We start from the raw sequence: 26,995 nt of genomic DNA on the forward strand, positions 1-26,995 counted from the left end.
CCCTGCGCGCTCTACCTCGCGGCCGGGGGCTCTACCTCGGCGCATTTTGCTCTCCGTGGGGCCGTGCTGCGCGCGGTCACGCGACAAGGAGGACGCCGGCGAGGGACGTCGTCGTCACGACGACGGCGGACAGCCCGCCCAGCGCGAGCGACCGGCGTCCGGTCCGCAGCAGGTGGGGGACGTCGACGCCGAGGCCGAGCGCGAACATCGCAGCGGTGAACGCGGTCGTCGTGGTGACTGCGGCGGCGTCGAGCGCGACGTCCGGCACTACGCCGGTCGACCGCAGGGCCACCGCCACGAGGAAGCCGACGACGAACCACGGCACGGGGCTGACGCGCGCCCGCCCGCCGTCCGCCCGCCCGCCGTCCGTGCGCCCGCTGTCCGTCCGCGGGTCGGGTCGCCCGTCCCTCCTCGCCCGTCGCGCCTCGACGAGGCCGGCGCCTGCCACCACGGGCGCGAGGAACGCGACGCGCGCGAGCTTCGCGACGGTCGCGGTCGCGAGCGCCGCCGCCGACACCGACCCGGCGGCGGTGACGACCTGCGCGACCTCCTGCACGCTCGCCCCGATCCAGAGCCCGGCCTGCTCGTCGTCGAGACCGATCGGTCCGGAGAGCCAGGGCAGCACCACGATGGCGAGCGTGCCGTAGACGGTGACGAGCGCAAGGGCGGCGGCGACGGCGTCGTCGTCCTCGCGCACCTGCACGGGGGCGCGGCCGGGCCGGGCGACGACGCCCCGCATCGCCGAGATCGCCGCCGCGCCGCAGATCGAGAACCCGGTGGCGACGAGCAGCGCGGCCGTGCGCGGCACCCGCAGCGCCCGTCCCAGCGCGAGCGTGGCGGCGAACGTCACGGCGAGCGTCGTCGTGACGACCACGAGACCGCGCCACCCCAGCGCGAGCACCTCCGGCAGCGACAGCTGCAGCCCGAGCAGCACGACGCCCGCGCGCAGCACGGTCGAGGCCGTCCACGCGACGCCGGGCCGGACGGCGTCGACCGCCGCCGTCGCGCGGGGTGCGCGCACGCGGCCGAGGACGAGCGAGCCGACCGCGGCGCCCGCGACGAGCGCGACGACCAGGGGCGAGACCCCGGGCACGAGCGGCGACGCGACGAGGACGACCGCCGCGGCGAGCGCGACCGCGACGAGCCCCGGGCGAGGGCGCGAGGCCCGGAGCGCGCGGCGGCCGCCGTGCCGGTGCCCGTTCCCGGGGGTGGGGCCGGGCCTGGGCTCGCGCCCGGGACGGTCGGGAGGGGGCGGGCGGCCGAGGCACGATCGGCCGTCGATGGATGGGTGGGCATGCTCCCAGCCTGGGCGCCGCCGTGGTAGGCCGGAAGGCCGAGCGGCGCGGCAACCCATAGAGTGGACCTATGGCATCGGGAACCCGCGCCGGACGCACGACGCTCGGCACCCTCGAGCTGCTCGTCGCCACCGACTCGCACGGCTCGATCAGTGCGGCGGCGCGCGCCCTCGGCATCGCGCAGCCCACGGCCTCCGCGGGCCTGCGCGCGCTCGAGCGGCGGGTCGGGCACGAGCTGCTCGAGCGCACGACGCGCGGGGCCCGGCTCACCGAGACCGGGCGCGCGACCGCGGCGTGGGCGCGCGAGGTGGTCGAGGCCTCCGACCGGTTCGAGCGGTCGGTCGCGTCGCTGCGCGAGCGGCCCGCGGAACGCGTGCGGGTGGCCGCGAGCCTCACGGTGGCCGAGCACCTCGCGCCGCGGTGGCTCGCGCGCCTCGCGCTGTCCGACGTGCCCGGGACCGCGGCGCGCTCGCCCCCGACGTCGAGCTCGTGGTGCGGAACTCGACGGACGTCGCGCAGGCCGTGCTCGCCGGCGAGGTCGAGCTCGGCTTCGTCGAGAGCGCGACCCTGCGGCGCGGGCTGCGCAGCCGGACGATCGCGCACGACGAGCTGGTGGTCGTCGTCGGCCCGGGGCACCGCTGGGCGCGCCGGAGCGCGCTGCGCGTCGACGAGCTGCTGACCGGTGGGCTCGTCGTGCGCGAGCGCGGCTCGGGGACGCGCGAGACGCTCGAGCGCGGGCTCGCGGCGCTGGGCGAGCGGCTGCCGGAGCACCTGCCGCACCTGGGCTCGACGGCCGCCCTCAAGACCGCGGTGCAGCACGGCGGTGCGGTGGCGGTGCTGTCCACCCTCGCGGTCGCCGACGACGTCGCGCGCGGTGCGCTCGTGCGGCTCGCCGTGCCCGGGCTCGCGCTCGAGCGGCGGCTGCGCATGGTGTGGAAGGACGGCACGGCCCTGTCCGCGGCGGCGCGCCGCATCGCGGCGGCGGCGAGCACCGTCGCCGGCTGACCTCGGGTTGCCGGGCGCGGTCCGTGCCCGGAGAGTGGGCCGATGCGCACCCTCGACCTCGGTACCCGTGTCCCCGCGTCCGTCGTCGGTCTGGGCACCTGGCAGTTCGGCTCGCGCGAGTGGGGCTACGGCGACGACTTCGCGAACCGGCGCGCCCGCGAGATCGTGCGGCGGGCGCTCGAGCTCGGCGTGACGTTCTTCGACTCGGCCGAGCTCTACGGGTTCGGCCGCAGCGAGCGCATCCTCGGCGAGGCGCTGGGGGAGCGGCGCGACGAGGTGGTCGTCGCGACCAAGCTGTTCCCCGTCCTGCCGGTGGCACCCGTCGTCCAGCAGCGGGCGGTCGCGTCCGCGGACCGGCTCGGCGTCCGGCGGATCGACCTCTACCAGGTGCACCAGGCGAACCCCGTGGTGCGCGACGGCACGACGATGCGAGGCATGGCCGCCCTGCGGCGCACGGGGCTCGTCGACCAGGTGGGCGTGTCGAACTACTCGCTCGACCGGTGGCAGGCCGCCGAGCGCGCGCTCGGCGCTCTCGTGGTGAGCAACCAGGTGGAGTACTCGCTCGTGCACCGCGACCCCGAGGTGGACCTCCTGCCGTGGGCGCGGGAGGAGGGTCGGGTCGTGGTCGCCTACAGCCCGCTCGGGCAGGGCGTGCTGTCGGGGCGCTACACCCCCGACGACCGGCCGCGCGACGCCGTGCGGCGCGCGAACCCGCTCTTCGCCCCCGAGAACCTCGAGCGGATCGCTCCGCTCGTCGACACCCTGCGGCAGGTCGGGGAGGCGCACGACCTCACGCCGACGCAGGCCGCCCTTGCGTGGGTCGTCGCGCGGCCCGGCGTGCTCGCCATCCCCGGTGCGTCGAGCGTCGAGCAGCTCGAGAAGAACGTCGAGGCGGGCTCGGTGCAGCTCGCGGACGACGAGGTGGCGGCTCTCGACGAGGCGTCCGACGCGTTCGAGCCGGTCGGGGTGCCGGAGCGTCTGCGCGGCTCGGTGCGGCGCCGGTTGCGGCGTGCGGCCTGACGCGTCGCGCTCGCCGTCACGCCCGCCGTCGCACCCGTCCGGCACCGGCGCAGGTCCGGGGCGGGACGGGCGCGCGGCGCATTTGGTCCCGGCCCGCCTCTCCGGTAATGTTCTCGGCCGGTGAGACCTCCACGGGAGGGAGCGAGGGGACGGGTGTCAGTCCGCTCCGCGACCCGCTCTCCGAGGACTCATATACCACCATGGGGTATGGTGTAATTGGCAGCACGAGTGATTCTGGTTCACTTAGTCTAGGTTCGAGTCCTGGTACCCCAGCGATGAGCTCCGGCTCCTGGAACGAGCGGTCAGAACCGCTCCGGACATGAGGTAGAGTTCTCACCGGTGAAACGGTCCCAGCGGATCGAGCAGCCACAGGCCCCCATCGTCTAGCGGCCTAGGACGTCGCCCTCTCACGGCGGTAACACGGGTTCAAATCCCGTTGGGGGTACATCGGAAAGGCGCGGTCATCTCACGATGACCGCGCCTTTCTCGTCGTGGGCCGACGGCGCGGTCACCGGGCCGGGGCGGCGTTCCCCGCGCCGGGTGTGACGCACGTCGCTACTCTCGGTGGCATGGTGCGACTGCTGATCCGCCTCGTGATCCTGCTGGCGTCGGCCGCTCTCGGCCTGCTCGTCGCCTCGTGGGTCATCGACGGCGTCGAGATCACGGCGACGGGGTTCGTCGTCGCCGTCGCGGTCTTCACGGTCGCCCAGGCGGTGCTGTCCCCGTTCATCGCCAAGACCGCCGCCCGCTACGCCCCGGCCTTCCTCGGCGGGATCGGGCTCGTCTCGACCTTCGTCGCGCTGCTCGTCGCGTCCCTTGTCGGGGACGGGCTCCGCATCACCGGCGGTGTCGTGCCGTGGATCCTCGCCACGCTCGTCGTCTGGCTCGTGACGGCCCTCGCGACGCTGCTGCTGCCGATGTTCTTCCTCAAGGAGAAGCTCGGGGAGCGCCGCGGCGACGGGGGCGGCCCGGTGGCGCGGGCGCAGGGCTGACGGACCGCGGAGCGGCGACGAGCCGTGGGGGCCGGACGGCCCGCGTGGCCCGGTCAGGAGGCGTCGTCGCGCCCGGGGCGCGCCTCGTCCGGCCGGGGGAGCGTCGAGCGCGCCTCGTCGACGCGCACGTACGGCGCGCGCTGCTCGTCCGAGACGGTCCACCCCGGCTCGTCCTCTGGGCCGCCGCCGGTCCCCGGAGCGCCGCGTCCGTGCCCGACGGCGGCGAGCGGCTGCGTGGGGCCGCTCGCCGGGCCGTCGGAGCGGTCGGGACGGGCCGCGTGCGCGGGGGGCGGCGGCACGGGCGGGAGCGGCGGCACGGGCGGGAGCGGCACCGGTGGGTGGCCGCCCCACGGCGTCGGCGGAGCAGCCGGTGGCGGTGCGCCCACGTCGTCGCGTGCGGGCGTCCCGAGCGGATCGGTGAAGGCGGCGGCCGGCGAGCGGGGGCGCGACGCGACGCCCGTCGGGCCGAACAGGGTGTCGCAGATCTGGCGGTAGGTCGCCTCGGGGCGCGCCACCCAGTCGATCTGCCGCAGCGCCTGGTCCTGACCCGCCGACTCGAGCAGGAACTGCCCGTACCCGAGCACGCGGCCGGCGGGGGAGCGCCCGTAGTTCATGTCCGTGACCTTCGTGAGCGGCATCATCGCCACCTTGTGCGTGATCAGCCCGTACAGCAGCAGCAGGCGCTTGTCGGTGGCGACGAACCACTCGTTGCGCCACTCGAACACTTTCCACACGAGGCGCGCGGCGACGACCAGCCAGAGCCACCCCAGCACGAGCACCCCGTCGCCCACCGTCGGGCCGGCCTGCGCCACGAGCCACCCCACGACCAGCAGCGCGCCGACCGTCGTGGCGACCGGCTCGATGAGCATGCCCCAGTGGTGGCGCGTCGCGACCACGACCCGCTCGCCGCCGAGCACGTAGCGGTCGAGGATCCGGCTGCGGGGCCGGCCACGGGCGGCAGCCACCGTGTCAGTCCAGGAGCGAGCTGAAGAACTGGCCGATGCTGCGGAAGGCTCCCAGGACGACGTCCCAGATCCCTTCGAGGATGTCGGCGGCGCGCTCCGGGCTCGTGACGATCGCGTACAGCGCGAAGATCACCAGCGCCCAGATGAGGATCGCCTTCACCTTCGGATGCATCAGGGTCCTCCCGTGTCGGGGGTCGGCTCGGCAGACGTACGCCCCCTTCGGACCGCGTGGGGCGGTCCGCACAGCATGCCAGCATTCGAGGTGATTTTGACAGGGGTGTCCCGTTTGGGTCACCCGTGCGCGCCGGTGTGTCGCCTACTCGCCCGCGCGGCGCAGCACCTCGGTGAGGCGGTTCGCCGCGGCGACGACCGAGCCCGAGTGCAGGCGACCGGGCTGCCGGGAGAGCCGCTCGACCGGCCCGGAGATCGACACCGCCGCCACGACGCGCCCCGACGGCCCGCGGACGGGCGCCGACACCGACGCGACGCCGAGCTCGCGCTCGGACACCGACTGCGCCCAGCCGCGCCGCCGGACGCCCGAGAGGATGGTCGCGGTGAAGACGGCCTCGCGCAGCCCGCGGTGGAGGCGGTCCGGCTCCTCCCACGCGAGGAGGATCTGCGCGGCGGAGCCCGCGTTCATCGTCAGCGTCGCGCCGACGGGGATCGAGTCGCGCAGACCCACGGGCCGCTCGGCCGCGGCGACGCAGATGCGGTGGTCGCCCTGGCGGCGGTACAGCTGCGCGCTCTCCCCGGTGTGGTCGCGCAGCGCGGTGAGCACCGGGTTCGCGGCGGCCAGCAGGCGGTCCTCGCCCGCGGCCGTCGCGAGCTCGTTGAGGCGCGGCCCCAGGACGAAGCGCCCCTGCATGTCGCGCGCGACCATGCGGTGGTGCTCGAGGGCGACGGCGAGGCGGTGCGCCGTCGGGCGGGCGAGGCCCGTGGCCGTGACGAGCTGGGCCAGGGTGGCCGGTCCCGACTCCAGGGCGCCGAGGACCGAGGCGGCCTTGTCCAGGACGCCGACTCCGCTAGTATTGTCCATAGGTCGATATTGACGTCTCACGCAATGAGATGCAAGTCGGCCGGGCACGGTCCACCCGCTGGACGGTTTCCCGAGGCGGTGCTCGAAGGGCGGACGATCGGTCCAGCGGTGCCCGTGCCCCCGCGGGAGACGCCGTGACACACGACGAGGAGTTGAGCAGCATGGCCGGCACGCTGGCGGAGAAGGTCTGGGACGCGCACCTCGTGCGCCGCGGTACCGACGGGTCCCCCGACCTCCTCTACATCGACCTCCACCTCGTGCACGAGGTCACGAGCCCGCAGGCGTTCGAGGGGCTCCGTCTCGCCGGCCGTCAGGTCCGTCGGCCGGACCTCACGATCGCGACCGAGGACCACAACACCCCGACGCTCGACATCGACCTGCCGATCGCCGACCTCACGAGCCGCACGCAGATCGACACGCTGCGCAACACGCGCGCGAGTTCGGCGTGCGCATCCACTCGCTGGGCGACGCCGACCAGGGCATCGTCCACCAGGTCGGCCCGCAGCTCGGCCTGACCATGCCCGGCCTGACGGTCGTCTGCGGCGACTCCCACACCTCGACGCACGGCGCGTTCGGTGCCCTCGCGTTCGGGATCGGCACCTCCGAGGTCGAGCACGTCCTCGCGACGCAGACGCTGCCGCTCGCGCCGTTCAAGACCATGGCGATCAACGTCGACGGCGAGCTGCCCCCGGGCGCGACGAGCAAGGACATCATCCTCGCGATCATCGCGAAGATCGGTACCGGCGGCGGCCAGGGCTACGTCCTGGAGTACCGGGGCGAGGCCATCCGCAGGCTCTCCATGGAGGCGCGGATGACGATCTGCAACATGTCGATCGAGGCCGGTGCGCGCGCCGGCATGATCGCCCCGGACGAGACGACGTTCGAGTACCTGAAGGGCCGCCCGCACGCGCCCGAGGGCACCGACTGGGATGCGGCCGTCGAGTACTGGCGCACGCTGCGCTCGGACGACGACGCCGTGTTCGACACCGAGGTGACGCTCCGCGCGTCCGACCTCGAGCCGTTCGTCACGTGGGGCACGAACCCCGGTCAGGGCCTGCCGATCTCGGCCACCGTGCCCGTCCCCGAGGAGATCGCGGACGAGAACGAGCGCGTCGCAGCCGAGCGCGCCGTCGAGTACATGGGCCTGACGCCGGGGCAGCCGCTGCGCGAGATCACCGTCGACACGGTGTTCATCGGCTCGTGCACCAACGGGCGCATCGAGGACCTGCGCTCCGTCGCGAAGGTGCTGCAGGGCCGCAAGAAGGCCGACGACGTGCGCGTCCTCGTCGTCCCGGCCTCCGCCCGGGTGCGCCTGCAGGCCGAGGCCGAGGGCCTCGACGTGATCTTCAAGGAGTTCGGGGCCGAGTGGCGCAACGCCGGCTGCTCGATGTGCCTCGGCATGAACCCCGACCAGCTGCAGCCGGGGGAGCGCGCGGCCTCCACGTCGAACCGCAACTTCGAGGGACGCCAGGGCAAGGGCGGGCGCACCCACCTCGTCTCGCCGCTCGTCGCGGCGGCCACGGCGATCCGCGGCACCCTGTCGTCGGTCTCGGACCTCGACCTGCCCGCCGACGTCGACCTCACCTCCTTCGACGGCACGCCGCTCGCGCCGCTCGACCCGGGCGTCCTCGTCCAGGTCTGACCCGACCACCGCCGCGAGCCGGCAAGCGCCCCGTCGTCCCCCGCACCCCGAAGAGGCTCACCATGGAGAAGTTCACGACCCACACCGGCGTCGGCGTGCCGCTGCGCCGCAGCAACGTGGACACCGACCAGATCATCCCCGCCGTCTACCTCAAGCGCGTCACCCGCACGGGCTTCGAGGACGCGCTGTTCGCGGCGTGGCGCGGCGACCCGACGTTCGTCCTCAACCAGGACGCCTACCGGACCGGGTCCGTGCTCGTCGCCGGCCCGGACTTCGGCACCGGCTCCTCGCGCGAGCACGCCGTCTGGGCGCTCAAGGACTACGGCTTCCGCGTGGTCCTCGCGTCGCGGTTCGCCGACATCTTCCGCGGCAATTCCGGCAAGCAGGGGCTCGTCGCGGGCATCGTCGCGCAGGAGGACGTCGAGCTGCTCTGGAAGGTCCTCGAGACCAACCCCGGCACCGAGGTGACGGTGGACCTCGTCGCGCGCACCGCGTCCGCGCTCGACGTCACCGTGCCGTTCCAGATCGACGACTACACGCGCTGGCGCCTCATGGAGGGCCTCGACGACATCGGCCTGACGCTCCAGCAGGAGGACGCCATCGCGGCGTTCGAGGCGACGCGCGCGGCGTGGCGGCCGAGGACACTGCCGGCGAAGACCCTCCCGAAGGTCGAGATCGAGGCGGCGCGCCCCGTCGGCTGAGTCAGCGCGGCGGGCCCCGGCGGATCGCGTCGAGGAGCGACGCCGGGGTCGCGCTGTCCGGGTTCCACCGGGACTCGACCCACCAGGTCGCGCCCGCCTCGGCGAGGCCCGCGAGCTGGTCCGCGGCGGCGGCACGATCCGGGGGCAGCTCGCCCTGGAGCACGACGTCGAACGGACGGTCGACGAGGCCGAGCTCGGCGCGGCGCGTGATGAGCCAGGAGACGAGGGCGGCGACGTCGTCGGGCGTCGGGACGTCGAACCCGCGCTCTCCGCCGAGCTGGACGACGATCCCGTCGTGGCGCAGCGCGCGGTCGAGCGAGCGCCGGGGCGGGCGCTCGGCGTCCCAGACGCCGACCGGCCAGACCGGGACGCGCGGGCCCCCGGCCGGGCGGTCGACGGGGCGGGGGAGGAACTGCATCTCGCCCGTCTGCAGGCGCGTGCCGGAGAAGGAGAACGGTTCGCCCGTCCACGCGCGGTCGAGGAACGCCAGCGCGTCGTCGAGCTGCTCGGCCCGGTCGCGCAGCGGCTGCGGCTGGTCGGGGACCGCGGAGAACCCGCCGTCGTCGAGCACGCCCACGCCGACCGGGAGCACGAGCCGCCCCCCGGACAGGTGGTCGACGGTCAGGGACTGCCGCACGACCTCCCACGGTCTGCGGCGGGGGAGCGCGAAGACCATCGCGCCGAGCGTGACCCGTTCGGTCCGCACCGCGGCCGCGGCGAGGACCGCCCACGGGTCGAACGTGTCGACGTCCATGATGCTCATGCCGTCCCACGTGAAGAAGCCGTCCCAGCCGTGCTGCTCGGCGGCGACGGCCATCTCGACCACCTCGGCCGCGGAGCCGAAGCTCCCGACGACGCCCACCTTCAGCCCTGACCCGGTGGCTCCTGCCTCGAGCCGCGTCGACGCGTCCATGGCGGCGACGCTAGACGCCGCCACCGACACCCGGGCCGCACCCGCTCAGGCGCGGTCGGTGAGGTCGAGCCGCACGAGCCGGCGCCGCGCGACGTCGGTGACGGTCAGGCGGTGGTCGCCGACGTCGACGTGGTCGCCCACGGCGGCGAGCCGCCCGAGCTGCGCGACGACGTAGCCCGCCACGGTCTCGTACGGGCCGTCGGGCAGCTCGACACCGGTCCGCCGGGCGAATTCCTCGATGGTCTGGCCGGCGTCGACGCTCGTCGCGCCACCGTGCTCGCGCGCCGCCGACGGCTCGTCGGGGTCGTACTCGTCGCGGATGTCGCCGACGAGCTCCTCGACGAGGTCCTCGAGCGTGACGATGCCGTCGGTCCCGCCGTACTCGTCCACCACGACCGCGATGTGCACGCCCTCGCGGCGCATCCGGGACATCGCGGGCAGCACGGTGTTCGTCGCGGGGAGCTCGAGGATGGGGCGCACGACGTCGCGCACGCGCACCGGCTCGCCCGTCGCCGCGTGGGTCTCGGGGTGCTCCGGGCGGTCGCGGCCGAGGAGGTCGCGCACGTGGAGGAAGCCGAGGACGTCGTCGAAGTCCTCGCCGGTGACCGGGTAGCGCGAGTAGTGTCCTTCCGCGACCGTCCTCGCTGCCTCGGCGAGCGTGGTCGCGCCCGGCATGAACGCGACCTCGCCGCGCGGTGTCATGGCCTCGGCGAGGGAGCGGTCGCCCGCGGCGAAGACGTCGTCGAGGATGCGCCGCTCGTCCTCGGGCAGGGCCTCGTGCGCGACGACGAGCTCGCGCAGCTCCTCCTCGCTCATCTCCTCGCTGCGCGCGGACGGGTCCCCTCCCAGCAGGCGCACGACGGCGTCGGTCGAGCGCGAGAGCAGCCAGATCACGGGGCGTGCGAGCGTCGCGAAGCGGTCGAGCGGGGGCGCGACGACGAGCGCGACCCGCTCGGAGCGCTGGAGCGCGATGCGCTTCGGGACCAGCTCACCGAGGACGAGCGACAGGTAGGCGACGAGCAGGGTCAGCACGACGAGGGCGACGGTCGAGGCGAGCGACTCGGGGAGCCCGAGGTCCTCGAGCACGGGCGCGAGGTCGGGGGCGAGCGTGGACGCGCCGTACGCGGCGGAGAAGAAGCCCGCGACGGTCACCCCGATCTGGACGGCCGCGAGGAACCGGTTGGGGTCACGTGCGACGGACGCGACGCGCGCGCCACGGGCCGACCGCCGCTCGAGCCGCGCGACCTGGCTCTCCCGCAGGGACACCAGCGCGATCTCGGTCCCGGCGAAGACCCCGCCGACGAGCACGAACACGAGGACGAGGGCGATGTTGGTCCATGTACCGGAGTCCATCGATCCATCCAAGCAGGCGGGGAGCGGTCCCGCGGGCCGGGGAAGGATCAGGCGTGCGCGCGACGGTGGCGCAGGCTGTGCACCAGGTGCACGACGGCGACGACGACCGCGCCCACGACCACGCCGACGACCGCAGAGCCCAGGGTGTCGACGAGCCAGGCCAGGAGACCGCCGACGCCCGGCACCCCGTGCACGCCGTCCTCGAGGTGGTGCAGCAGGTCGTACGGCGCGTGCCACCCGAGGTCGTACGTCCCCTGCAGGAGGATGTGGCCACCGACCCACAGCATCGCGGCGATCCCGACCGTCGAGATCACCGCCATGACGCGCGGCATCGCGACGACGAGCCCGCGCCCGAACGACTGGACCCACCCGGTGCGCCGGCTGGCGAGGTGCAGGCCGATGTCGTCCATCTTCACGATGAGCGCGACGATCCCGTAGACGAGCACCGTGATGAGCAGGGCCACGACCGCGAGGATGATCGCACGCGACCAGAAGCCCTCCGACGCGACCTCGTTGAGCGCGATGACCATGATCTCGGCGCTGAGGATGAAGTCGGTGCGCACCGCGCTGGACACGACCCGGTCCTCGTCCACCGCCTTCTTCGCCGCCACGTCCTCCGCCGCGGCGTGGTGCCGGCCCGAGACCGCCTCCCACAGCTTCTCGGCGCCCTCGAACGCGAGGTACGTCCCGCCGAGCATGAGCAGCGGGGTCAGCAGCCACGGCAGGAACTGGCTGAGCAGCAGCGCCGCCGGGAGGATGAACAGCAGCTTGTTGCGCAGCGAGCCGGTCGCGATGCGCCGGATGACGGGCAGCTCGCGCTTGGCGGCCAGCCCCTCGACGTACCGGGGGGTGACGGCCGTGTCGTCGATCACCACGCCCGTCGCCTTGGCGCTCGCGCGCCCGGCGGCGGCACCGATGTCGTCGACCGACGCTGCGGCGAGCTTGGCGAACGCGGCGATGTCGTCGAGGAGGGCGGCGAGTCCGACGGCCATGAGGGGGTCTCCGTCCGCGGGCCCGTGGTGCCGCGGTCGGGTCCGCCGGGTCGAGTCGGGGCGCGGCCGCAGCATCGTAGCCGCCGGGGCGTCCGCTCGCGCCGCCGCGTCCGTCGTCGCCGCCGACGTGTCTGCCGAGCACGGGACCTCCCACCGTCCCGGCCGGATCCCGGTGGACGATCCCGTGCTCGGCGGGGCTGGGTGTCATGGTCAGCCGGCCGTCGTGCGCGTCACGACGTTGACCAGGCGTGGCGCGCGCACGACGACGCGCACCACCTCGCGCCCGCCCGTCGCCCGGGCCACCGCGGGCAGGGCGAGCGCCCGGTCGCGCAGCGTCGCGTCGTCGACGTCGGCCGGCGCGACGACGCGGCCCCGCACCTTCCCGTCGACCTGGACGACGGCCTCGACGGTGTCGTCGACGAGCAACGCGGGGTCGACGCGCGGCCACCCGGCGTCCGCGACCGACGGCGCGTGCCCCAGCCGCTCCCACGCCTCCTCGGCGGTGTACGGGGCGAACAGGCCGAGGAGAGCGGCGACGGCGTCGGCCGCCTCGCGCACGGCGGCGGCATGGGCCGCACCGTCCTCGCCCGAGGCGGGCCCGTCGGCCGCGGCGCGCCGGGCCGTCGTCACGAGCTCCATGACGCGCGCGACGACGACGTTGAACCGCGAGCGCTCGAGCAGCCCCTCGGCGTCGTGCACCGTGCGGTGCGACGCGCGCCGGAGGGCGTGCGCGCGCGTGCCGGGACGCGCGTCGCCTGCCGTGCCCCGGCCGTCGGACGCCGGAGCTCCGACGCCGTGCCCGACGCCGGCCTCGACGCCGTCCCTGACGCCCTCCCTGACGCCGCGGCGGCGTCGGCGAGCCGCAGCACGCGGTCGCAGAAGCGGCGCATCGCCGCCGGGTCGACGTCCGCCCAGTCGACGTCGTCCTCCGGCGGCCCGGAGAACACCATCGCGAGGCGCACGGCGTCCACGCCCCACCGGTCAAGCTGCTCGCCCAGCGCGACGCCGTTGCCGAGGGACTTGCTCATCGAGCGCCCGCCGTTCAGCACCTGTCCCTGCTTGAGCAGCGTCGCGAAGGGCTCGACGACGTCGACCCACCCCAGGTCGTGCAGCACCTTGGTGACGAACCGGCTGTAGAGCAGGTGCAGGATCGCGTGCTCGACCCCGCCGACGTACTGCGCGGCAGGCATCCAGCGGCGCGCGTCCCCGGGTCGGAAGGGGACGTCGTCGGCCGCGCCGGGCCCACCGGACGCGCCGAGCGAGCAGTACCGCAGGAAGTACCAGGAGGAGTCGACGAACGTGTCGAGCGTGTCCGGGTCGCGCTCGGCGTCGGCGCCGCACCGCGGGCACGGCACGCGGCGCCACGCGTCGGCCGCGGGGGAGGCGAGCGGCGAGCGGCCGCGGGGCAGCAGGTCGTCGCCCGCGAGGTCGGGCAGGCGCACGGGCAGCGCGTCGTCGGGCACGGGCACGACGCCGCACGCGTCGCAGTGCACGACCGGCACCGGGGCGCCCCAGTACCGCTGCCGGGACACCAGCCAGTCGCGCAGCCGGTACGACGTCGCCCGCTCGCCGTGGCCGGCCCCTTCCATCCGGTCGACCGCGTAGTCGACGGACGGCCACGTCGCGCCGTCGCCCGCGGGCAGGCCGTGGGCACGCGCGAAGGCGGCGTCGCGCTCGTCGTGCGCGGGCACGCCCATGACGACGCCGGTCCCGTACCCGGGCAGCACGTAGTCGGCCGCCCACACCGGCAGCCGCGCGCCCGTCACCGGGTGCTCCGCCCAGACGCCGAGGAACACGCCGCGGCCCCGCCCCGGGCCGGACCGCGCGATCTCGCCCGCGTCGAGGGCGTCGCGGCGCAGGGCGGCGAGCGCGTCGGCGCTCTCCGGCGTGCACAGCGCGGACGCGACCGGGCTCTCGGGCGCGACGGCGAGGAACGTCGCGCCGGGCAGGGTGTCGGGGCGCGTGGTGAAAACGGTGACCGGATCGGCGCCGGGCAGCCGGGCGCCGTCGGGACCCGTGACGTCGAACCGGACGCGGGCGCCCTCGCTGCGCCCGATCCAGTGCCGCTGCATGGCGAGCACGCGCTCGGGCCACGCGCCCTCCAGCGCGGCCATGTCGTCCAGCAGGCGGTCGGCGTAGGCCGTGACGCGCACGAACCACTGCGTGAGCTCGCGCTGCACGACGGGGGTGCCGCAGCGCTCGCTCCGTCCGCCGACCACCTGCTCGTTCGCCAGGACGGTGCGGTCCTGCGGGCACCAGTTCACGGGCGCCGTCGCGCGGTAGGCGAGGTCGCGCTCGAGCAGGCGCAGGAACAGCCACTGCGTCCAGCGGTAGTACTCGGGCCGGTGCGTCTCCAGTCGGCGCGACCAGTCGAACGAGACGCCGTACCGGCGCGCGGTCGCGGCCTGCGTCGCGATGTTGGTCTCGGTGAAGACGGCGGGGTTCTCTCCGCGGCGGATCGCGGCGTTCTCGGCGGGCAGCCCGAACGAGTCCCAGCCGATCGGGTTGAGCACGTCGTACCCGCGCAGTCGCCAGTACCGGGCGACGACGTCCTCGAGGGCGAAGACCTCCGCGTGACCCATGTGCAGGTCGCCGGAGGGGTAGGGGAACATCGTCAGCAGGTAGCGGCGCGGGCGGGTGCCGTCGTCGCGAGCGCGGAAGGTGTCGTGCTCGGACCAGTACCGCTGCCAGCGGTCCTCGGTCTCGGCGGTCGACGGACGGGTGTTCTGCGGGGTGTCGACAGGTGCGTCGACGGGGGAAGGGTGTGCAGCGTCCACGGTGGGGCTCCTCGAGACGGTGGCTTCGCCGTCGGGCACTCGCCGTGCGCTCACCGGGGGTCGTCACCGGGACGTGCAGGCACCGCCGCGCTGAGCGTGCCCGCCCGGCGGGCTCAGCGCGGCCGGCGAAGGAGGAGCCGCATGCGTCGCATCCCGGACATCGTGACGCGGGGCGGTGCAGCGGGTCAAGGCCCGGAGGTGGCCCTGGGGAGCGGCGCAGTGTGGCGGACGTCGCCCGCGCACCTCGTCCGCGGCGAGCCGCGCGCCAGTAGGCTGGTCGCCATGGCATCCCACTACGACGTCGTCGTCCTCGGTGCAGGTCCCGGTGGTTACGTGGCCGCGATCCGTGCAGCCCAGCTGGGCCTGCAGGTCGCGGTCGTGGAGGAGAAGTACTGGGGTGGGGTGTGCCTCAACGTGGGCTGCATCCCGTCCAAGGCGCTCCTGCGCAACGCCGAGCTCGCGCACCTGTTCACGCACGACGCGAAGACCTTCGGCATGTCCGGTGACGTGAGCTTCGACTTCGGCGCGGCGTTCGACCGCTCGCGCCAGGTCGCGGAGGGCCGCGTCAAGGGCGTGCACTTCCTCATGAAGAAGAACAAGATCACCGAGTACGACGCGCGCGGGACGTTCCGCGACGCGAACACGCTCGACCTCAAGCTGTCCGACGGCTCGAGCGACCAGGTGACGTTCGACAACGTGATCATCGCGACCGGGTCGAAGGTGCGCCTGCTGCCGGGCGTCGAGCTGTCCGACAACGTGGTGACGTACGAGAAGCAGATCCTCACGCGCGAGCTGCCGAAGTCGATGGCCATCGTCGGCGCCGGCGCGATCGGCATGGAGTTCGCCTACGTCATGAAGAACTACGGCGTGGACGTCACGATCATCGAGTTCCTCGACCGTGCGCTGCCGAACGAGGACGCGGACGTCTCCAAGGAGATCGCCAAGCAGTACAAGAAGCTCGGCGTCAACATCCTGACGTCGACGGCCGTCCAGACCGTGAAGGACGACGGGTCGTCGGTGACCGTCTCCTACAAGGGCGTGAAGGACGACAAGCCGGGCGAGATCGTCGTCGACAAGGTGCTCATGGCCGTCGGCTTCGCGCCGAACGTCGAGAACTTCGGCCTCGAGAACACGGGGGTGGAGCTCACCGAGCGCGGCGCCATCGCGATCGACGACGTCATGCGCACCAACGTCCCGCACATCTACGCCATCGGCGACGTCACCGCGAAGCTCATGCTCGCGCACGTCGCGGAGGCGCAGGGCGTCGTCGCGGCCGAGACGATCGGCGGCGCCGAGACCCTCACGCTCGGCGACTACCGCATGATGCCGCGCGCCACGTTCTGCCAGCCGCAGGTCGCGAGCTTTGGCCTCACCGATCAGCAGGCCAAGGACGAGGGCTACCAGGTCAAGGTCGCCACGTTCCCCTTCATGGCGAACGGCAAGGCCCACGGCCTCGGCGACCCCGTCGGCTTCGTCAAGCTCATCTCCGACGAGACCTACGGCGAGCTGCTCGGCGGCCACCTCATCGGCCCCGACGTCTCCGAGATGCTGCCCGAGCTCACCCTCGCGCAGAAGTGGGACCTCACCGTCAACGAGCTCGCTCGCAACGTGCACACGCACCCGACGTTGTCCGAGGCCGTCCAGGAGTCGATCCACGGCCTCGCGGGGCACATGATCAACTTCTGACGCCCGGAACACAGCGGACAGGCTCGACCGTCCGGCCAAGAGGCCTTGACCTGCGCTACCGCCGCAGGTCAAGGCCTCTTTCTGTGCCTCGATCACGGTGGACAACCGGAGTCGGCCGGGGACGGGAGGAGCGACGCGCACGCGTCGGGGCGGCCACGCCGATGTCAAGGTGGTGCTGCGCCATCAGAAGGCGACGTTGGTCCGCGACGTCGAGCTCGCCGCGCGCATGAGCGCGGGCGTCAAGCTACCGAGCTCGTGCCAGACGGACTCGGCCGGGTCCCACGCGAGGCCAGCGGCCTGGCGGGTCAGCACGGGGTCGGCGAACGCGACGGCGTCGTCGAGCACGGGTGCGATGTCGGCCGGCAGGTGAGGCGATCCCGAGCCGCGTAGCCAACGCGACCAACGCGCCTGGGCGAGCGGAGCGAACCCGTCGAGCACGTCGGCCAGCGGGTGCAGCGTCGCCTTGCGGTAGCGCGCGACGACGTCGACGGCGCGGATGACGTCGTCCGCGTGGACAGCGTGGTTCCTGGACAGGCTCCACACATCGCCGAAGTCGCGCCATCGAGTGTTGGCCAGGCCGCGCTGGACGGCGGTGACGATCTTCTCGGCGTAGACCATGTGGATCGGGTGGCCGCTCAGGGTGATCGGTTCGCCGCCGAGCAGGCGTGGGACGGCGACGTCTGAGGGCGGAGGCCAGATCGGGTCGCCGACGTTGACGTCCACGTGGAAGGGAAGGCGGGCTGTGGCCAGGCGTGCGTCGACGTGCACGCGTACGCCCTGGTATTCGTCGTCCTCGCGGATCGCCTCCGCTCGCGCTGTCTCCGGCAGGAACTCGATTCCGTCGTCCTCCGGTAACACGGTCGCGGCGACGTCGGCCACGAGTGCCCTGACGGTGTCGACATCGTTGGCGGTCTCGAGCGCTGCGAGGTCGATGTCCTTGGTGGGGCGGCGCGACCCGAAGGCCGCCAGCAGCACGCCACCCTTGAGGACGAAGCGGTCGCGCTCGGAGCTCGCGGCCAGTCGGGCGAGGAATCCTTCGAGCACGTACAGCTGGTGCAGCTCCTGGGGTGGGCCGCTTGGCGCGGCGGGCTTGGTTCTGCAGACCCAGGTAGGCATCTCCTGCGGGCGTGCCGTGCGTCGGTCGGGTCACAGCAGGATCTCCATGGTCTGTCGCAGAGGGGTCAAGGTGCGAGGAAAGTCGCGGGCCATGCGGAGCAGCTCCGATGGCTGGCCGCCGCTCCGCAGCCACCGCTTGAGGGACTCGTTGGCGAGCTCAGGACCCTCGAGGTTCCGCATCCGGAACGCGTCGATGATGCTGCGCTCGGCCGAGTACAGCCCGATGGTCGACTCGTCCCCGATGTCCAGCAGGACCCTACCGATGCGGAATGTCCCGGTAGCGAAGTGTCGCCAGCGAACAGGCGCCTCTGTTCTCGGCGTCCATGCTCCGCGAGGTATCGCGATGTCGATCTCGGCGGGGATGTCGTCGACGAGGTCGTGACGCGCCAGGGCCGAACGTAAGCAGAGGGTCGCATCGGGGGTGCGGGAAGCGATCTCGATGAGGTCGTCGTCGCCCGTGAGGCCGCGCTTGCGGTACAGGCCGCGGGCGATCGCGATGATCTCACCCTCGTCGACGAGCTTCCGGAACTGCCGTTCGTTGAGGAGCTCCCGAGCTTGGGAATATCGGAACGTCGGCGGCAGGGCGGTGAGCAGGTCCGCGGACACGACGATCACCTCCGTAGGACGACCTCTACACCAACGGGTGTACTGTAGAGGTTTTCCTACGGCGAGTCGAGGCCTGGCGATGGCGGGTCGGGCCTCCCCGGCATCATCCGCGCGTCCATGAGCGCGCCCGTCCCGTGGGACCGGCCGCCGCGTACCGACACCTTGACAGCAAGGTTGCTGTCAAGGGTTCCCCTCGTGCACGTCAGAGCCCGTTGGGCAACAGATCGGAGGACGTGTGGGCGGGAAGTCGGACAGGCGAGTCCCCGGTCCGGAAGGTGCGGGCGACGAACGCACGACCGAAGGCCCGGACCTGCAGACTTCTGGAGGTCCGGGCCTTCTCCCGTCGACCGAGACGTGCGTCACCGGTGTTGCAGGTGCTGCGGCCCGTGCGTGCCGACGTGCGCGTCGTCCGGGACCAGCGTCGTCACCAGCGCCTCCATCGCGGCCAGGGACGCCGCTCCGCCGTCCGTGCCCCGCGGAGCCTGCGCCTCGACGAGGAGGTTGCCCGCACCGCCTTCGACGACGTACACGCGCTCGACGGTGCAGGGTGTGCCCAGCACGACTTTGGCGTCGCCCTCGCCCGTCAGCGTGGTCCGCGGCGTCACGGCCTGCGTCCACGGCAGCGACGTGCACCGCGACGTCGTCGCGTACGGCGGCGCTCCCTGCCCGACGGCGGCCGCCGCGGGTGTGTCGGCGTCGAAGACGACGAGGATCCCTGCGTCCCCGCTCACGGACCGCGGCAGCCCGAGGCCGGCGGTGTCCGACAGCTCCGCCACGAGGCTCGAGCTGTCGGCCGCGCCGGCGTCCGGGCCGACCGCGGCGTCGACGACGACGCGCACCCGTGCCCCCTGCGCCACGAGCACGGCGCGGTCCGACCGGTCGGTGACGACCGACCAGCCGCCGTCGGCCAGCTGCGCGGCGGCGAGCGAGGCGCGGCCACCGAGCACGGTCCGCTGCCCGGTGCCCTCGTCGTCGCCCGACGGTTGCGCGGAGGCCGGGACGGTCACCGCGAGCGACGCGCCGCACGCCGCGGCGAGGACGCCGACGAGACCACGGGCGCCGCGCCCGCCCTTCCGTGTCCGCCCGCTCGGCACGGCCAGGTCGGCACGTGTCGAGCCCCGTGGCGTGCTCCGTCCGGTCATGGCTCCCACTCCTTCGGGACGGGGCCCTCTGCCGGGGCCCTCTGCACGCCACGCTAGGAACGACGGTCGCAGCGGAGCATGACCGGCAAGGACCATCTTGCCCGCCGCCGCGCATGGTCAAGATGGACCATCGACCCGTGCCGACGCCCGGCGTAGCGTTGTCGGCGTGTCCAGCTGGTCGACGGGGTCACGGCGCTGGAGCGACGCGGCGCAGAGCTGCTTCGTCGGGCGGAGGGCCGAGCGCGGCCAGCTCCAGGAGGCATGGGCCGCGGCGCGCCGGGGGACGCGCCAGGTCCGGTTCGTGGGCGGAGAGCCCGGCGCGGGCAAGTCGCGTCTGCTGGTGCAGCTCGCCGCCGAGCTGACGGCCCAGGGCGCAACCGTGCTCACCGGTACGTGCCCCAGCACGCTCGCGTCACCCTACGAGCCGTTCGTCGCACCGGTCGTCACGTTGCGGACGGCGATCGCCGACGGCTCGCTCGCGCCGGCCGACGGTCAGACGGACCGCTCCGACCTGGCACGCACGGTCGCGCTCCTGGACACGGTGGCGGGCGAACGTCCGGCGGGTCGTGCGTCCCGGCGCGACCTGCTCGACGCGGTCGTCACCGCGGTGCGCTCCGCCGCGGCCATCGGGCCGCTCGCGCTGCTGCTCGACGACGCCCACTGGGCCGGCGAGACGGCGTGGGAGCTGCTCTCCTTCCTCGTGGAGCAGACGGCGGACCTGCAGCTCCTGCTCGTGGTGGCCCAGCGCACGACCGGACCCGACCGGGTCGGTCACGTCCTCGACCACGTGGCGCGCCTCTACCGCCTCGACGGGGTGCGGCGCATCGACCTGCCCCCGTTGGCGACCGACGACGTCGAGGAGTACCTCGTCCGGGAGTCGCAGGTACCACCCACCCTGGCGCGGGCCGTGGCGCCGGACGTGCACGACCGCACCGGCGGCAACGCGTACTTCGTCCGGGAGCTGGTCCAGACCCTCGCGCCCGCGGCCCGTCCGGATTCGTCCACCCGGACGGTCGCACGCCGCCGTCGGTGCAGGACGCGGTCGAGGCGCGCCTTGGCACGCTGGACCCGGGCGCGCGTGCGACGGTCGAGCTCGCCGCGGTGATCGGCGACGTCGTCGACGTCGACCTGCTGGTCGCCACCGGCCGCGTGATGCCCGAGGAGGCCCTCGCGCACCTCGACGCCGCGCTCGACGCGCACCTGCTCGAGCCCGTCGACGGGACGCCGACGCGGGTCCGGTTCCGGCACGCCATCGCCCGGGAGGTCGTCCTCGGAGCCATGTCGTCCTCGCGCCGCACGGAGCTCCACCTGCACGTCGCCTGCGCGCTCGAGGCACGCGGAGGCCGCGGTGCGGCGCACGTCGCCCAGGTCGCGCACCACTTCGAGGCCGCGCACATCCTCGGTCACCGCGTCGAGGCCGTCCGTTACCTGCGCCTCGCGGCCGCGCTCGCGGCGGACGGACTGGCGCACGACGAGGCAGCCGACCTCTACGAGCGCGCCGCCGCGATCGAGGACGACCCTGCGGACGCCGACGACGCCGTCCTGCTCGCAGCCCGCGAACGCCTGCTGACCGGCGCGCTCGTGCGGTCGCGACGGCTCGCCGAGCCGATCGCGGCCGACGTGACCTCCCCGCACCGGCTGCGGGCCGCCGTCCAGTACGAGGACGCCAACTGGCGCAGCAACCTGGTCGGTGGGCGCTCGGTCGCGCTGCTGCAGGGGGCTCTCGAGGCGCCCGGTGATCACGACGAGGAGCTCCAGGTGCGGGCGCTGGCCGGTCTCGCCCGGGCCCTCGCCTTCGACTGCAAGGACGCGCAGGGGCGCTCGCTCGCGGATCGTGCCGTCGCACGCGCCCGCGAGCACGGGGGCGACGACCTCCTCCTGGACGTCCTCGTCGCCGCGCTCGTCCAGGGGAACTCGGTCGACGACGCCGACCTCAAGCTCGCCTGCGCCGCCGAGGTCACGGAGGTCTGCCTGCGGACCGGCGACCTCTGGAGGCTGGGGCCCGCCGCCTCGTACCGGACGCTGCTCGGGTACCAGCGGGGCGACAAGGCCCTGGTCCGGTCGGGGCGTGACGACCTGCGGCTGGTCGCCGAAGGCACCCACCAGCCGTACTTCGCCTACCTCGGGGGCTGCGTCGACTTCTCGCGCCACCTCGCCGCCGGCCGCCTGGACCGAGCCGCGCAGACGTCCGAGACGCTGCTCGAGATCGGTGCCGCCGTCGAGCTTGACGAGGACGTGGGACCCGACGGGCAGTACGGGGTGCAGCAGTTCGTGCTCCGCCGGGAGGCCGGTGGGCTCGACGACGTGCGCGGTCTCGTCAGCGAGGACGAGGACCTCGGCGAGCGGTGGGTCCCGGGCCTGCTCGCGCTCTACGTCGAGCTCGGCATGCACGACGCCGCCCGCCGAGCGCTGCGGTGGCTGCTCGAGCCCGGGGCGATCGACTCGTCGCCGGGTGCCCGGGTGGGGGTCCTGACGATCGTGGCCGACGCCGCGGTCGCGCTGCGCGACGAGGACGCGGCCGGACGGGTGCGGGCCGCCATCGCCCCCTACACGGGGCTCAACCTCATGTTCGGCTCGCTCGTCACCGCGATGGGCAGCGCCGACCGTTACCTCGGGTCCTCGACGCGCTGCTGTCCACGGGCGACTGGGAGGCGGACTTCGCCCGGGCCGAGGCGATGGACCGGCACATGGGTGCGGACCTGCACGTCGCGCACACGCTCGCGGCGCACGCGTCGGCCCACCGTACGACCGGAGCGAGCGGCTGCGACGTCGGCGCTCTCGTCGCCGAGGCGCGGCGTATCGCGACGTCGATCGGCTCGCGGCGCGTGCTGCGCATGCTCGACGAGGTCGAGGGGACGCGGTCGCGGCGTGCCGACGGCCTGACCGAGCGCGAGTCGAGGTGCTGCGGCTCGTGGCGCAGGGGCTCAGCAACCGCGCGCTCGCACGCTCACTCGTGATCAGCGAGCACACCGCCGCCAACCACGTCCGGAGCATCCTCCTCAAGACCGGCTGCGACAACCGGACCCGCGCCGCGCGGTACGCGGCGACCCAGGGCCTGCTGGACTGAGCGGCACCTCGACCTCAGACGACCGGCTCGAGCGCGCCGGTCGGCAGGACACGGCCGACGACCTCGACGACGCGGTCCGCAGGGATGCCCGCCGCCGCGGCGGCGCTGAGGATCATCTCGGCCGTCGGCGCCTCGTAGAGGCAGTACGTCTTGCGCCGGTCCAGCGAGAGGAACGAGAACAGCCAGCGGACGCCCTCCGTCGCGTTGACCTCGTTGAGCCCCTCGAAGGCGCCCAGGTACGGCTCGACGCGCTCCGCGTACTCGCGCTCGACGATGAAGAGCGGCACGGTGGGACCTCCTCCCGTCCTCCCTGCCCTCCCAGTCTGGCACCGCGACGGCGCCGTGCCAGCGGGGCCGGCCCCGCGACGCGGGTCCGGTCGACGGCGCCGCGGGGCGAGGGCGCCGTCCGGGATGATGAGATGGGCGGACCGACCACGAAGGAGACCCATGCCCCTGCCCGCCACGCCCACGCGCGAGTTCATCACCGGCCTGCCGAAGGCCGAGCTGCACCTGCACCTCGAGGGGACGCTCGAGCCGGAGCTCAAGCTGCGCCTCGCGGAGCGCAACGGCATCGACATCGGCCAGACGACGGTCGAGGAGGTGCGCGCGACGTACGAGTTCGACTCGCTCGCGAGCTTCCTCGCCGTGTACTACCCGGCGATGGAGGTGCTGCAGACGCCGGACGACTTCTACGAGCTCGCCGACGCGTACCTGGCGCGCGCAGCGGCCGACGGCGTGAAGCACGTCGAGATGTTCTTCGACCCGCAGGCGCACACGTCGCGCGGCGTGTCGTTCGACGCCGTCGTGACGGGCTACCACCGCGCGGCCGCCGAGGCCCCGGAGAAGCACGGCGTGGACGCGCACCTCGTCCTCTGCTTCCTGCGCGACATGTCGGCCGAGAGCGCCGCGGAGGCGCTCGAGGCGTCGGTGCCGTACCGGGACAAGATCGTCGGCGTCGGGCTCGACTCCGACGAGCGCGGCAACCCGCCGGAGAAGTTCGCCGAGGTCTTCGACCGCGCCCGCGACCTCGGTTACCGCCTGACGGCGCACTGCGACATCGACCAGGAGGGCAGCATCGACAACATCCGCACGGTGCTCGACCGCATCGGTGTGGACCGCGTCGACCACGGCACGAACGTCGTGGAGGACCCGGCGCTCGTCGACGTCGTGCGCGAGCGCGGCCTCGGGCTCACGTGCTGCCCGATCTCCAACTCGTTCGTCACCGACGACATGAAGGCCACCGAGATCGCCGGCCTGCTGCGCGACGGCGTGCGCGTCATGCTCAACTCCGACGACCCCGCGTACTTCGGCGGCTACGTCGCCGACAACTACGTCGCTCTCGCGGAGGCCGCCGACCTCACCACGGTCGAGGTCGTCCAGCTCGCGCGCAACTCGTTCGAGGCGTCGTGGCTGACCGACGAGCAGCGCGCGGCCTACCTCGCCGACATCGACGGCTACGTGGCCGCGTACGAGGCCGACGCCGTCTGACAAACGCACACGACCCGCGAGATAGAACGGCACGTCGCGAGGTAGAACTCCCAGAGCTCTATCTCGCGACATGCGTTCTACGTCGCGGCACCGCGTCGATGGCTCGGCGTGCTCGACGCCGGCAGCCTGCGGGCGTCAGGAGACGTAGTCGCTGTACGCGACGTCCTTCGTCTCCTTCGACACGAGCAGCGCGACGAGCGTGATCACCGCCATCGCGGACAGGTACACGCCCACGAGCACGGTCGAGCCGCCGGCGGCGGTCCACAGCGCCACGGCGATGAACGGCGCGACGGCCGCGCCGAGGATCGACGAGACGTTGTAGGCCACGGCCGAGCCCGTGTAGCGCACGTTCGCGGGGAACAGCTCGGGCAGCACGGCGGCCATCGGGCCGAACGTCAGGCCCATGAGCGAGAACCCGACGACGAGCAGCGCCATGACGCCCACCGTCCCACCGGAGAACAGCGGCACGAACAGCGCACCGAAGACGATGATCCCGACGGTGGTCCACAGCAGGTGTCGACGCCGCCCGAACCGCTCGGCCATCGGTCCCGACGCCAGGGTGAAGGCCCCGAAGAACACGACGCCGACGATGAGCATGATGAGGAAGTCGGTGCGCTCGTACCCGAGGCCGGCGGGCGACGCGTCGTCGGCCGCGGTGCCGTACGTCAGGGTGAACGTCGTCATGAGGTAGAACAGCACGTACGTCGCGAGCATGATGAACGTGCCGGCGACGATCTGGCGCCACGAGGTGCGGAACACGCGCGCGACCGGCACCTTCGCGACGGCCTCGGCCTCGACGACCTTCTGGAACGCGGGCGTCTCGATGAGCTTGAGGCGCACCCACAGGCCGACGATGACGAGCACCGCGCTCGCGAGGAACGGCACGCGCCAGCCCCACGCCTGGAACTGCGCGTCGTCGAGCGTCTCCGCGAGCACGAGGAACACCGTGTTGGCGAGGATGAAGCCGATCGGCGCGCCGAGCTGGGGGAACGTGCCCCACACGGCGCGCTTGCCCTCCGGGGCGTTCTCCGTCGCGAGCAGCGCCGCGCCGCTCCACTCGCCGCCGAGCCCGAGGCCCTGGCAGAAACGCATGAGCACGAGCAGCGCGGGGGAGAGGATCGCCCAGCCGGGCGTGCTCGACGGCGGCAGCACGCCGATGAGGAACGTCGCCACGCCCATGGTGAGCAGCGAGGCGACGAGCGTGCCCTTGCGGCCGACGCGGTCGCCGAAGTGGCCGAAGAGCACCGAGCCGACCGGGCGGGCGACGAACGCGACGCCGAAGACGGCGAACGACTGCAGGAGCGCGTACGTCGGGTCCTCGCTCGCGAAGAACACGGTCGGAAAGACGAGCACGGCCGCGGTCGCGTACACGTAGAAGTCGTAGAACTCGATCGACGTGCCGATGAGGCTGGCGAAGATGACACGGCCGCGAGAGTTGCTCGGGGCAACTGGTGTGGCCGGGGTGCCGGTCGTGGTGGTCACGGGGGTCTCCTGCAAGACGCTGCGGAACGAGGGCGTACCGACGGGTACGCTGCCCCGACGGTAACCACGCTTCTCGCATGCCGAACTCACCGTCTCATCATCCGAGCGGCCACCGGCGTGTCGTGGTCCGCCTCACGCCCGGCGCGTCCGCGCCGGTCGCGCCGCGGATCCCCGCGCTCCCGCGCCCCTCGCGTGCCGGCGCCTCGCGACACCTCCACGGGTCCTCCACCGTCCGGAGGGTCGTGACGCGCCCCGGGGTGAATAATCCTCGGGTGCCGCGCGTTGGCCCCACCGGGTCGACACGGTGCACCGCGCCCGGACCCCGGGCCGGTCACCGGCTCCACACCACCTGGCATCTGCGAGAGGGCGACCTGAGCTCATGAACGACGTGCTGTACGTGAACGGCGGGACCCCGCTCGAGGGGACGATCACCGTGCGCGGCGCGAAGAACTTCGTGTCCAAGGCGATGGTGGCGTCGCTGCTGGGCGAGTCGCCGAGCGTGCTGCGCAACGTCCCGCAGATCCGCGACGTCGGCGTGGTCACCGGCCTGCTGGAGCTGCACGGCGTGGCGGTGAAGTCCGACCCGGAGGCCGGGATCCTCGACCTCGACCCGTCGAACGTCGAGTCTGCGCACGTCGCGGACATCGACGCCCACGCCGGCTCGAGCCGCATCCCGATCCTGTTCTGCGGCCCGCTGCTGCACCGTCTCGGCGAGGCGTTCATCCCCGACCTCGGCGGCTGCCGCATCGGCGACCGGCCGATCAACTACCACCTCGACATCCTGCGCCAGTTCGGCGCCGTCGTGGACAAGCGCGAGAACGGCATCCACATCCGTGCGCCGCGCCGCCTCCAGGGCACGAAGATCGAGCTGCCCTACCCGTCGGTGGGCGCGACCGAGCAGCTGCTCCTCACCGCCGTGCGCGCCGAGGGCATCACCGAGCTGTCGAACGCGGCGATCGAGCCCGAGATCATGGACCTCATCGCGGTCCTGCAGAAGATGGGCGCGATCATCTCGGTCGACACCGACCGGGTGATCCGCATCGAGGGCGTCGACCGCCTCGAGGGCTACACGCACACCGCGCTGGGCGACCGCATCGAGGCGGCCTCGTGGGCCTCGGCGGCGCTCGCCACCGGCGGCGACATCATGGTCAAGGGCGCGACGCAGCCCGAGATGATGACGTTCCTCAACACCTTCCGGAAGGTCGGTGGCCGCTTCGACGTCCAGGACGACGGCATCCGCTTCTGGCACCCGGGCGGCGACCTCACGCCGATCGTCCTCGAGACGGACGTGCACCCGGGCTTCATGACGGACTGGCAGCAGCCGCTCGTCGTCGCGCTCACCCAGGCCAAGGGCCTGTCGATCGTCCACGAGACGGTCTACGAGAACCGCTTCGGCTTCACCGACGCGCTGCGCGGCATGGGCGCGACCATCCAGGTCTACAAGGAGTGCCTCGGCGGGCGCGACTGCCGGTTCGGCCAGCGCAACTTCCACCACTCCGCCGTCGTGTCCGGCCCGACGCCGCTCGAGGCCGCCGACATCGAGGTCCCGGACCTGCGCGGCGGGTTCTCCCACCTCATCGCCGCGCTCGCGGCGAAGGGCACGTCCACGGTCCGCGGCATCAGCCTCATCGACCGCGGCTACGAGAACTTCCAGGACAAGCTCACCGCGCTCGGCGCCGACGTCTCGCGCGGCTGACCGCGCCGTCGGGCACCCCTC

General features: G+C 73.3%; 22 protein-coding genes, 2 tRNA genes and 3 pseudogenes. 14 read left to right on the top strand and 13 right to left on the bottom strand.

The window, feature by feature from the left end; all coding sequences use genetic code 11:
• Positions 1–76: 76 nt before the first annotated feature.
• A complete protein-coding gene (locus BJF88_RS17185; RefSeq protein WP_083649243.1) occupies positions 77–1,354 on the bottom strand; it encodes a YeiH family protein in 1,278 nt (425 codons plus the stop codon).
• Between the two features lie 11 nt (positions 1,355–1,365).
• On the opposite strand from BJF88_RS17185, the pseudogene BJF88_RS23960 reads away from it, so the two are divergent.
• The 6 genes and pseudogenes from BJF88_RS23960 to BJF88_RS17210 all read left to right on the top strand — a co-directional run.
• Positions 1,366–1,566: pseudogene (locus BJF88_RS23960) on the top strand (LysR family transcriptional regulator); the annotation flags it as partial.
• Positions 1,567–1,715: 149 nt separating this feature from the next.
• Positions 1,716–2,300 carry a LysR substrate-binding domain-containing protein gene (locus tag BJF88_RS23965; protein WP_369824667.1) on the top strand — a complete coding sequence of 195 codons (585 nt, stop codon included), beginning with the start codon at positions 1,716–1,718 and terminating at the stop codon, positions 2,298–2,300.
• A 42-nt stretch (positions 2,301–2,342) separates the two neighbouring features.
• Positions 2,343–3,320 (top strand): aldo/keto reductase, encoded by a 978-nt coding sequence (locus tag BJF88_RS17195; RefSeq protein WP_075829682.1) that lies wholly within the window; start codon positions 2,343–2,345, stop codon positions 3,318–3,320.
• 201 nt (positions 3,321–3,521) lie between these two features.
• Positions 3,522–3,593 (top strand) — tRNA-Gln (locus BJF88_RS17200).
• A 99-nt stretch (positions 3,594–3,692) separates the two neighbouring features.
• Positions 3,693–3,765 (top strand) — tRNA-Glu (locus BJF88_RS17205).
• A 124-nt stretch (positions 3,766–3,889) separates the two neighbouring features.
• Entirely contained in the window at positions 3,890–4,312 is a 423-nt protein-coding gene (locus tag BJF88_RS17210) for a phage holin family protein (protein ID WP_075829683.1), read from the top strand.
• Positions 4,313–4,365: 53 nt separating this feature from the next.
• Here BJF88_RS17210 and BJF88_RS20060 read toward each other — a convergent pair whose 3' ends face one another.
• From BJF88_RS20060 to BJF88_RS17220, 3 genes are all read right to left on the bottom strand, one after another.
• Positions 4,366–5,277 (bottom strand): PH domain-containing protein, encoded by a 912-nt coding sequence (locus tag BJF88_RS20060; protein WP_222844047.1) that lies wholly within the window; start codon positions 5,275–5,277, stop codon positions 4,366–4,368.
• Between the two features lie 4 nt (positions 5,278–5,281).
• Positions 5,282–5,449, bottom strand: a complete 168-nt coding sequence (locus BJF88_RS20065) for a hypothetical protein (protein WP_171905256.1) — start codon at positions 5,447–5,449, stop codon at positions 5,282–5,284.
• A gap of 144 nt (positions 5,450–5,593) precedes the next feature.
• Entirely contained in the window at positions 5,594–6,313 is a 720-nt protein-coding gene (locus tag BJF88_RS17220; RefSeq protein WP_024840729.1) for an IclR family transcriptional regulator, read from the bottom strand.
• Between the two features lie 161 nt (positions 6,314–6,474).
• On the opposite strand from BJF88_RS17220, the pseudogene leuC reads away from it, so the two are divergent.
• Both leuC and leuD read left to right on the top strand, forming a co-directional pair.
• Positions 6,475–7,955: pseudogene (gene leuC, locus BJF88_RS17225) on the top strand (3-isopropylmalate dehydratase large subunit).
• Between the two features lie 62 nt (positions 7,956–8,017).
• Complete coding sequence (gene leuD / locus BJF88_RS17230) at positions 8,018–8,656, top strand: 3-isopropylmalate dehydratase small subunit (RefSeq protein WP_075829685.1); 639 nt, start codon at positions 8,018–8,020, stop codon at positions 8,654–8,656.
• A 1-nt stretch (position 8,657) separates the two neighbouring features.
• On the opposite strand, the gene BJF88_RS17235 is transcribed toward leuD, so the two are convergent.
• The 4 genes and pseudogenes from BJF88_RS17235 to BJF88_RS17250 all read right to left on the bottom strand — a co-directional run bounded on the left by BJF88_RS17235 (position 8,658) and on the right by BJF88_RS17250 (position 14,691).
• Complete coding sequence (locus BJF88_RS17235; RefSeq protein WP_255372145.1) at positions 8,658–9,569, bottom strand: LLM class flavin-dependent oxidoreductase; 912 nt, start codon at positions 9,567–9,569, stop codon at positions 8,658–8,660.
• Positions 9,570–9,614: 45 nt separating this feature from the next.
• A complete protein-coding gene (locus tag BJF88_RS17240) occupies positions 9,615–10,922 on the bottom strand; it encodes a hemolysin family protein (protein ID WP_075829686.1) in 1,308 nt (435 codons plus the stop codon).
• Between the two features lie 47 nt (positions 10,923–10,969).
• On the bottom strand, positions 10,970–11,914 hold the full coding sequence (locus tag BJF88_RS17245; protein WP_075829718.1) for a DUF808 domain-containing protein: 945 nt from the start codon (positions 11,912–11,914) through the stop codon (positions 10,970–10,972).
• 210 nt (positions 11,915–12,124) lie between these two features.
• Positions 12,125–14,691, bottom strand: a pseudogene (locus BJF88_RS17250) (leucine--tRNA ligase).
• Positions 14,692–14,973: 282 nt separating this feature from the next.
• On the opposite strand from BJF88_RS17250, the gene lpdA reads away from it, so the two are divergent.
• Positions 14,974–16,377, top strand: coding sequence for a dihydrolipoyl dehydrogenase (lpdA, locus tag BJF88_RS17255; protein WP_075829687.1), 1,404 nt, complete (start codon positions 14,974–14,976; stop codon positions 16,375–16,377).
• Positions 16,378–16,560: 183 nt separating this feature from the next.
• On the opposite strand, the gene BJF88_RS17260 is transcribed toward lpdA, so the two are convergent.
• From BJF88_RS17260 to BJF88_RS19785, 3 genes are all read right to left on the bottom strand, one after another.
• Entirely contained in the window at positions 16,561–17,493 is a 933-nt protein-coding gene (locus BJF88_RS17260) for a nucleotidyl transferase AbiEii/AbiGii toxin family protein (RefSeq protein WP_222844048.1), read from the bottom strand.
• Positions 17,494–17,523: 30 nt separating this feature from the next.
• Positions 17,524–18,099, bottom strand: a complete 576-nt coding sequence (locus tag BJF88_RS17265; protein ID WP_222844049.1) for a type IV toxin-antitoxin system AbiEi family antitoxin domain-containing protein — start codon at positions 18,097–18,099, stop codon at positions 17,524–17,526.
• Between the two features lie 359 nt (positions 18,100–18,458).
• On the bottom strand, positions 18,459–19,241 hold the full coding sequence (locus tag BJF88_RS19785) for a hypothetical protein (protein WP_158068970.1): 783 nt from the start codon (positions 19,239–19,241) through the stop codon (positions 18,459–18,461).
• Between the two features lie 166 nt (positions 19,242–19,407).
• On the opposite strand from BJF88_RS19785, the gene BJF88_RS17275 reads away from it, so the two are divergent.
• The 3 genes from BJF88_RS17275 to BJF88_RS22660 are packed head-to-tail and all read left to right on the top strand — an operon-like array spanning position 19,408 to position 22,308.
• A complete protein-coding gene (locus BJF88_RS17275) occupies positions 19,408–20,346 on the top strand; it encodes an AAA family ATPase (protein ID WP_075829690.1) in 939 nt (312 codons plus the stop codon).
• Entirely contained in the window at positions 20,271–22,124 is a 1,854-nt protein-coding gene (locus BJF88_RS22655) for a hypothetical protein (RefSeq protein WP_075829691.1), read from the top strand. The genes BJF88_RS17275 and BJF88_RS22655 overlap by 76 nt, the downstream gene beginning before the upstream one ends.
• Positions 22,125–22,140: 16 nt before the next feature.
• Positions 22,141–22,308, top strand: coding sequence for a response regulator transcription factor (locus tag BJF88_RS22660; protein ID WP_255372146.1), 168 nt, complete (start codon positions 22,141–22,143; stop codon positions 22,306–22,308).
• A gap of 14 nt (positions 22,309–22,322) precedes the next feature.
• On the opposite strand, the gene BJF88_RS17290 is transcribed toward BJF88_RS22660, so the two are convergent.
• Positions 22,323–22,595 (bottom strand): DUF4242 domain-containing protein, encoded by a 273-nt coding sequence (locus BJF88_RS17290; RefSeq protein ID WP_075829692.1) that lies wholly within the window; start codon positions 22,593–22,595, stop codon positions 22,323–22,325.
• A 160-nt stretch (positions 22,596–22,755) separates the two neighbouring features.
• On the opposite strand from BJF88_RS17290, the gene BJF88_RS17295 reads away from it, so the two are divergent.
• Positions 22,756–23,796, top strand: a complete 1,041-nt coding sequence (locus BJF88_RS17295; protein WP_075829693.1) for an adenosine deaminase — start codon at positions 22,756–22,758, stop codon at positions 23,794–23,796.
• Positions 23,797–23,931: 135 nt separating this feature from the next.
• On the opposite strand, the gene BJF88_RS17300 is transcribed toward BJF88_RS17295, so the two are convergent.
• Positions 23,932–25,293: an MFS transporter gene (locus BJF88_RS17300; protein WP_369824668.1), complete on the bottom strand. Its 1,362-nt coding sequence runs from the start codon at positions 25,291–25,293 to the stop codon at positions 23,932–23,934.
• A 364-nt stretch (positions 25,294–25,657) separates the two neighbouring features.
• On the opposite strand from BJF88_RS17300, the gene murA reads away from it, so the two are divergent.
• A complete protein-coding gene (gene murA, locus BJF88_RS17305) occupies positions 25,658–26,974 on the top strand; it encodes a UDP-N-acetylglucosamine 1-carboxyvinyltransferase (RefSeq protein WP_075829695.1) in 1,317 nt (438 codons plus the stop codon).
• Positions 26,975–26,995: the final 21 nt, after the last annotated feature.

Source organism: Cellulosimicrobium sp. CUA-896 (assembly GCF_001942335.1).
GTDB lineage: Bacteria > Actinomycetota > Actinomycetes > Actinomycetales > Cellulomonadaceae > Cellulosimicrobium.

Coding starts and splice junctions, on each gene's coding strand:
- BJF88_RS17240 (WP_075829686.1), bottom strand. CDS start 10,922: ATGGACTCCGGTACATGGACCAACATCGCCCTCGTCCTCGTGTTCGTG.
- BJF88_RS17295 (WP_075829693.1), top strand. CDS start 22,756: ATGCCCCTGCCCGCCACGCCCACGCGCGAGTTCATCACCGGCCTGCCG.
- BJF88_RS19785 (WP_158068970.1), bottom strand. CDS start 19,241: ATGACCGGACGGAGCACGCCACGGGGCTCGACACGTGCCGACCTGGCC.
- BJF88_RS20065 (WP_171905256.1), bottom strand. CDS start 5,449: ATGCATCCGAAGGTGAAGGCGATCCTCATCTGGGCGCTGGTGATCTTC.
- BJF88_RS17220 (WP_024840729.1), bottom strand. CDS start 6,313: ATGGACAATACTAGCGGAGTCGGCGTCCTGGACAAGGCCGCCTCGGTC.
- BJF88_RS17245 (WP_075829718.1), bottom strand. CDS start 11,914: ATGGCCGTCGGACTCGCCGCCCTCCTCGACGACATCGCCGCGTTCGCC.
- leuD (WP_075829685.1), top strand. CDS start 8,018: ATGGAGAAGTTCACGACCCACACCGGCGTCGGCGTGCCGCTGCGCCGC.
- BJF88_RS17260 (WP_222844048.1), bottom strand. CDS start 17,493: ATGCCTACCTGGGTCTGCAGAACCAAGCCCGCCGCGCCAAGCGGCCCA.
- BJF88_RS17185 (WP_083649243.1), bottom strand. CDS start 1,354: ATGGGTTGCCGCGCCGCTCGGCCTTCCGGCCTACCACGGCGGCGCCCA.
- BJF88_RS17235 (WP_255372145.1), bottom strand. CDS start 9,569: ATGGACGCGTCGACGCGGCTCGAGGCAGGAGCCACCGGGTCAGGGCTG.
- murA (WP_075829695.1), top strand. CDS start 25,658: ATGAACGACGTGCTGTACGTGAACGGCGGGACCCCGCTCGAGGGGACG.
- BJF88_RS17210 (WP_075829683.1), top strand. CDS start 3,890: ATGGTGCGACTGCTGATCCGCCTCGTGATCCTGCTGGCGTCGGCCGCT.
- BJF88_RS17195 (WP_075829682.1), top strand. CDS start 2,343: ATGCGCACCCTCGACCTCGGTACCCGTGTCCCCGCGTCCGTCGTCGGT.
- lpdA (WP_075829687.1), top strand. CDS start 14,974: ATGGCATCCCACTACGACGTCGTCGTCCTCGGTGCAGGTCCCGGTGGT.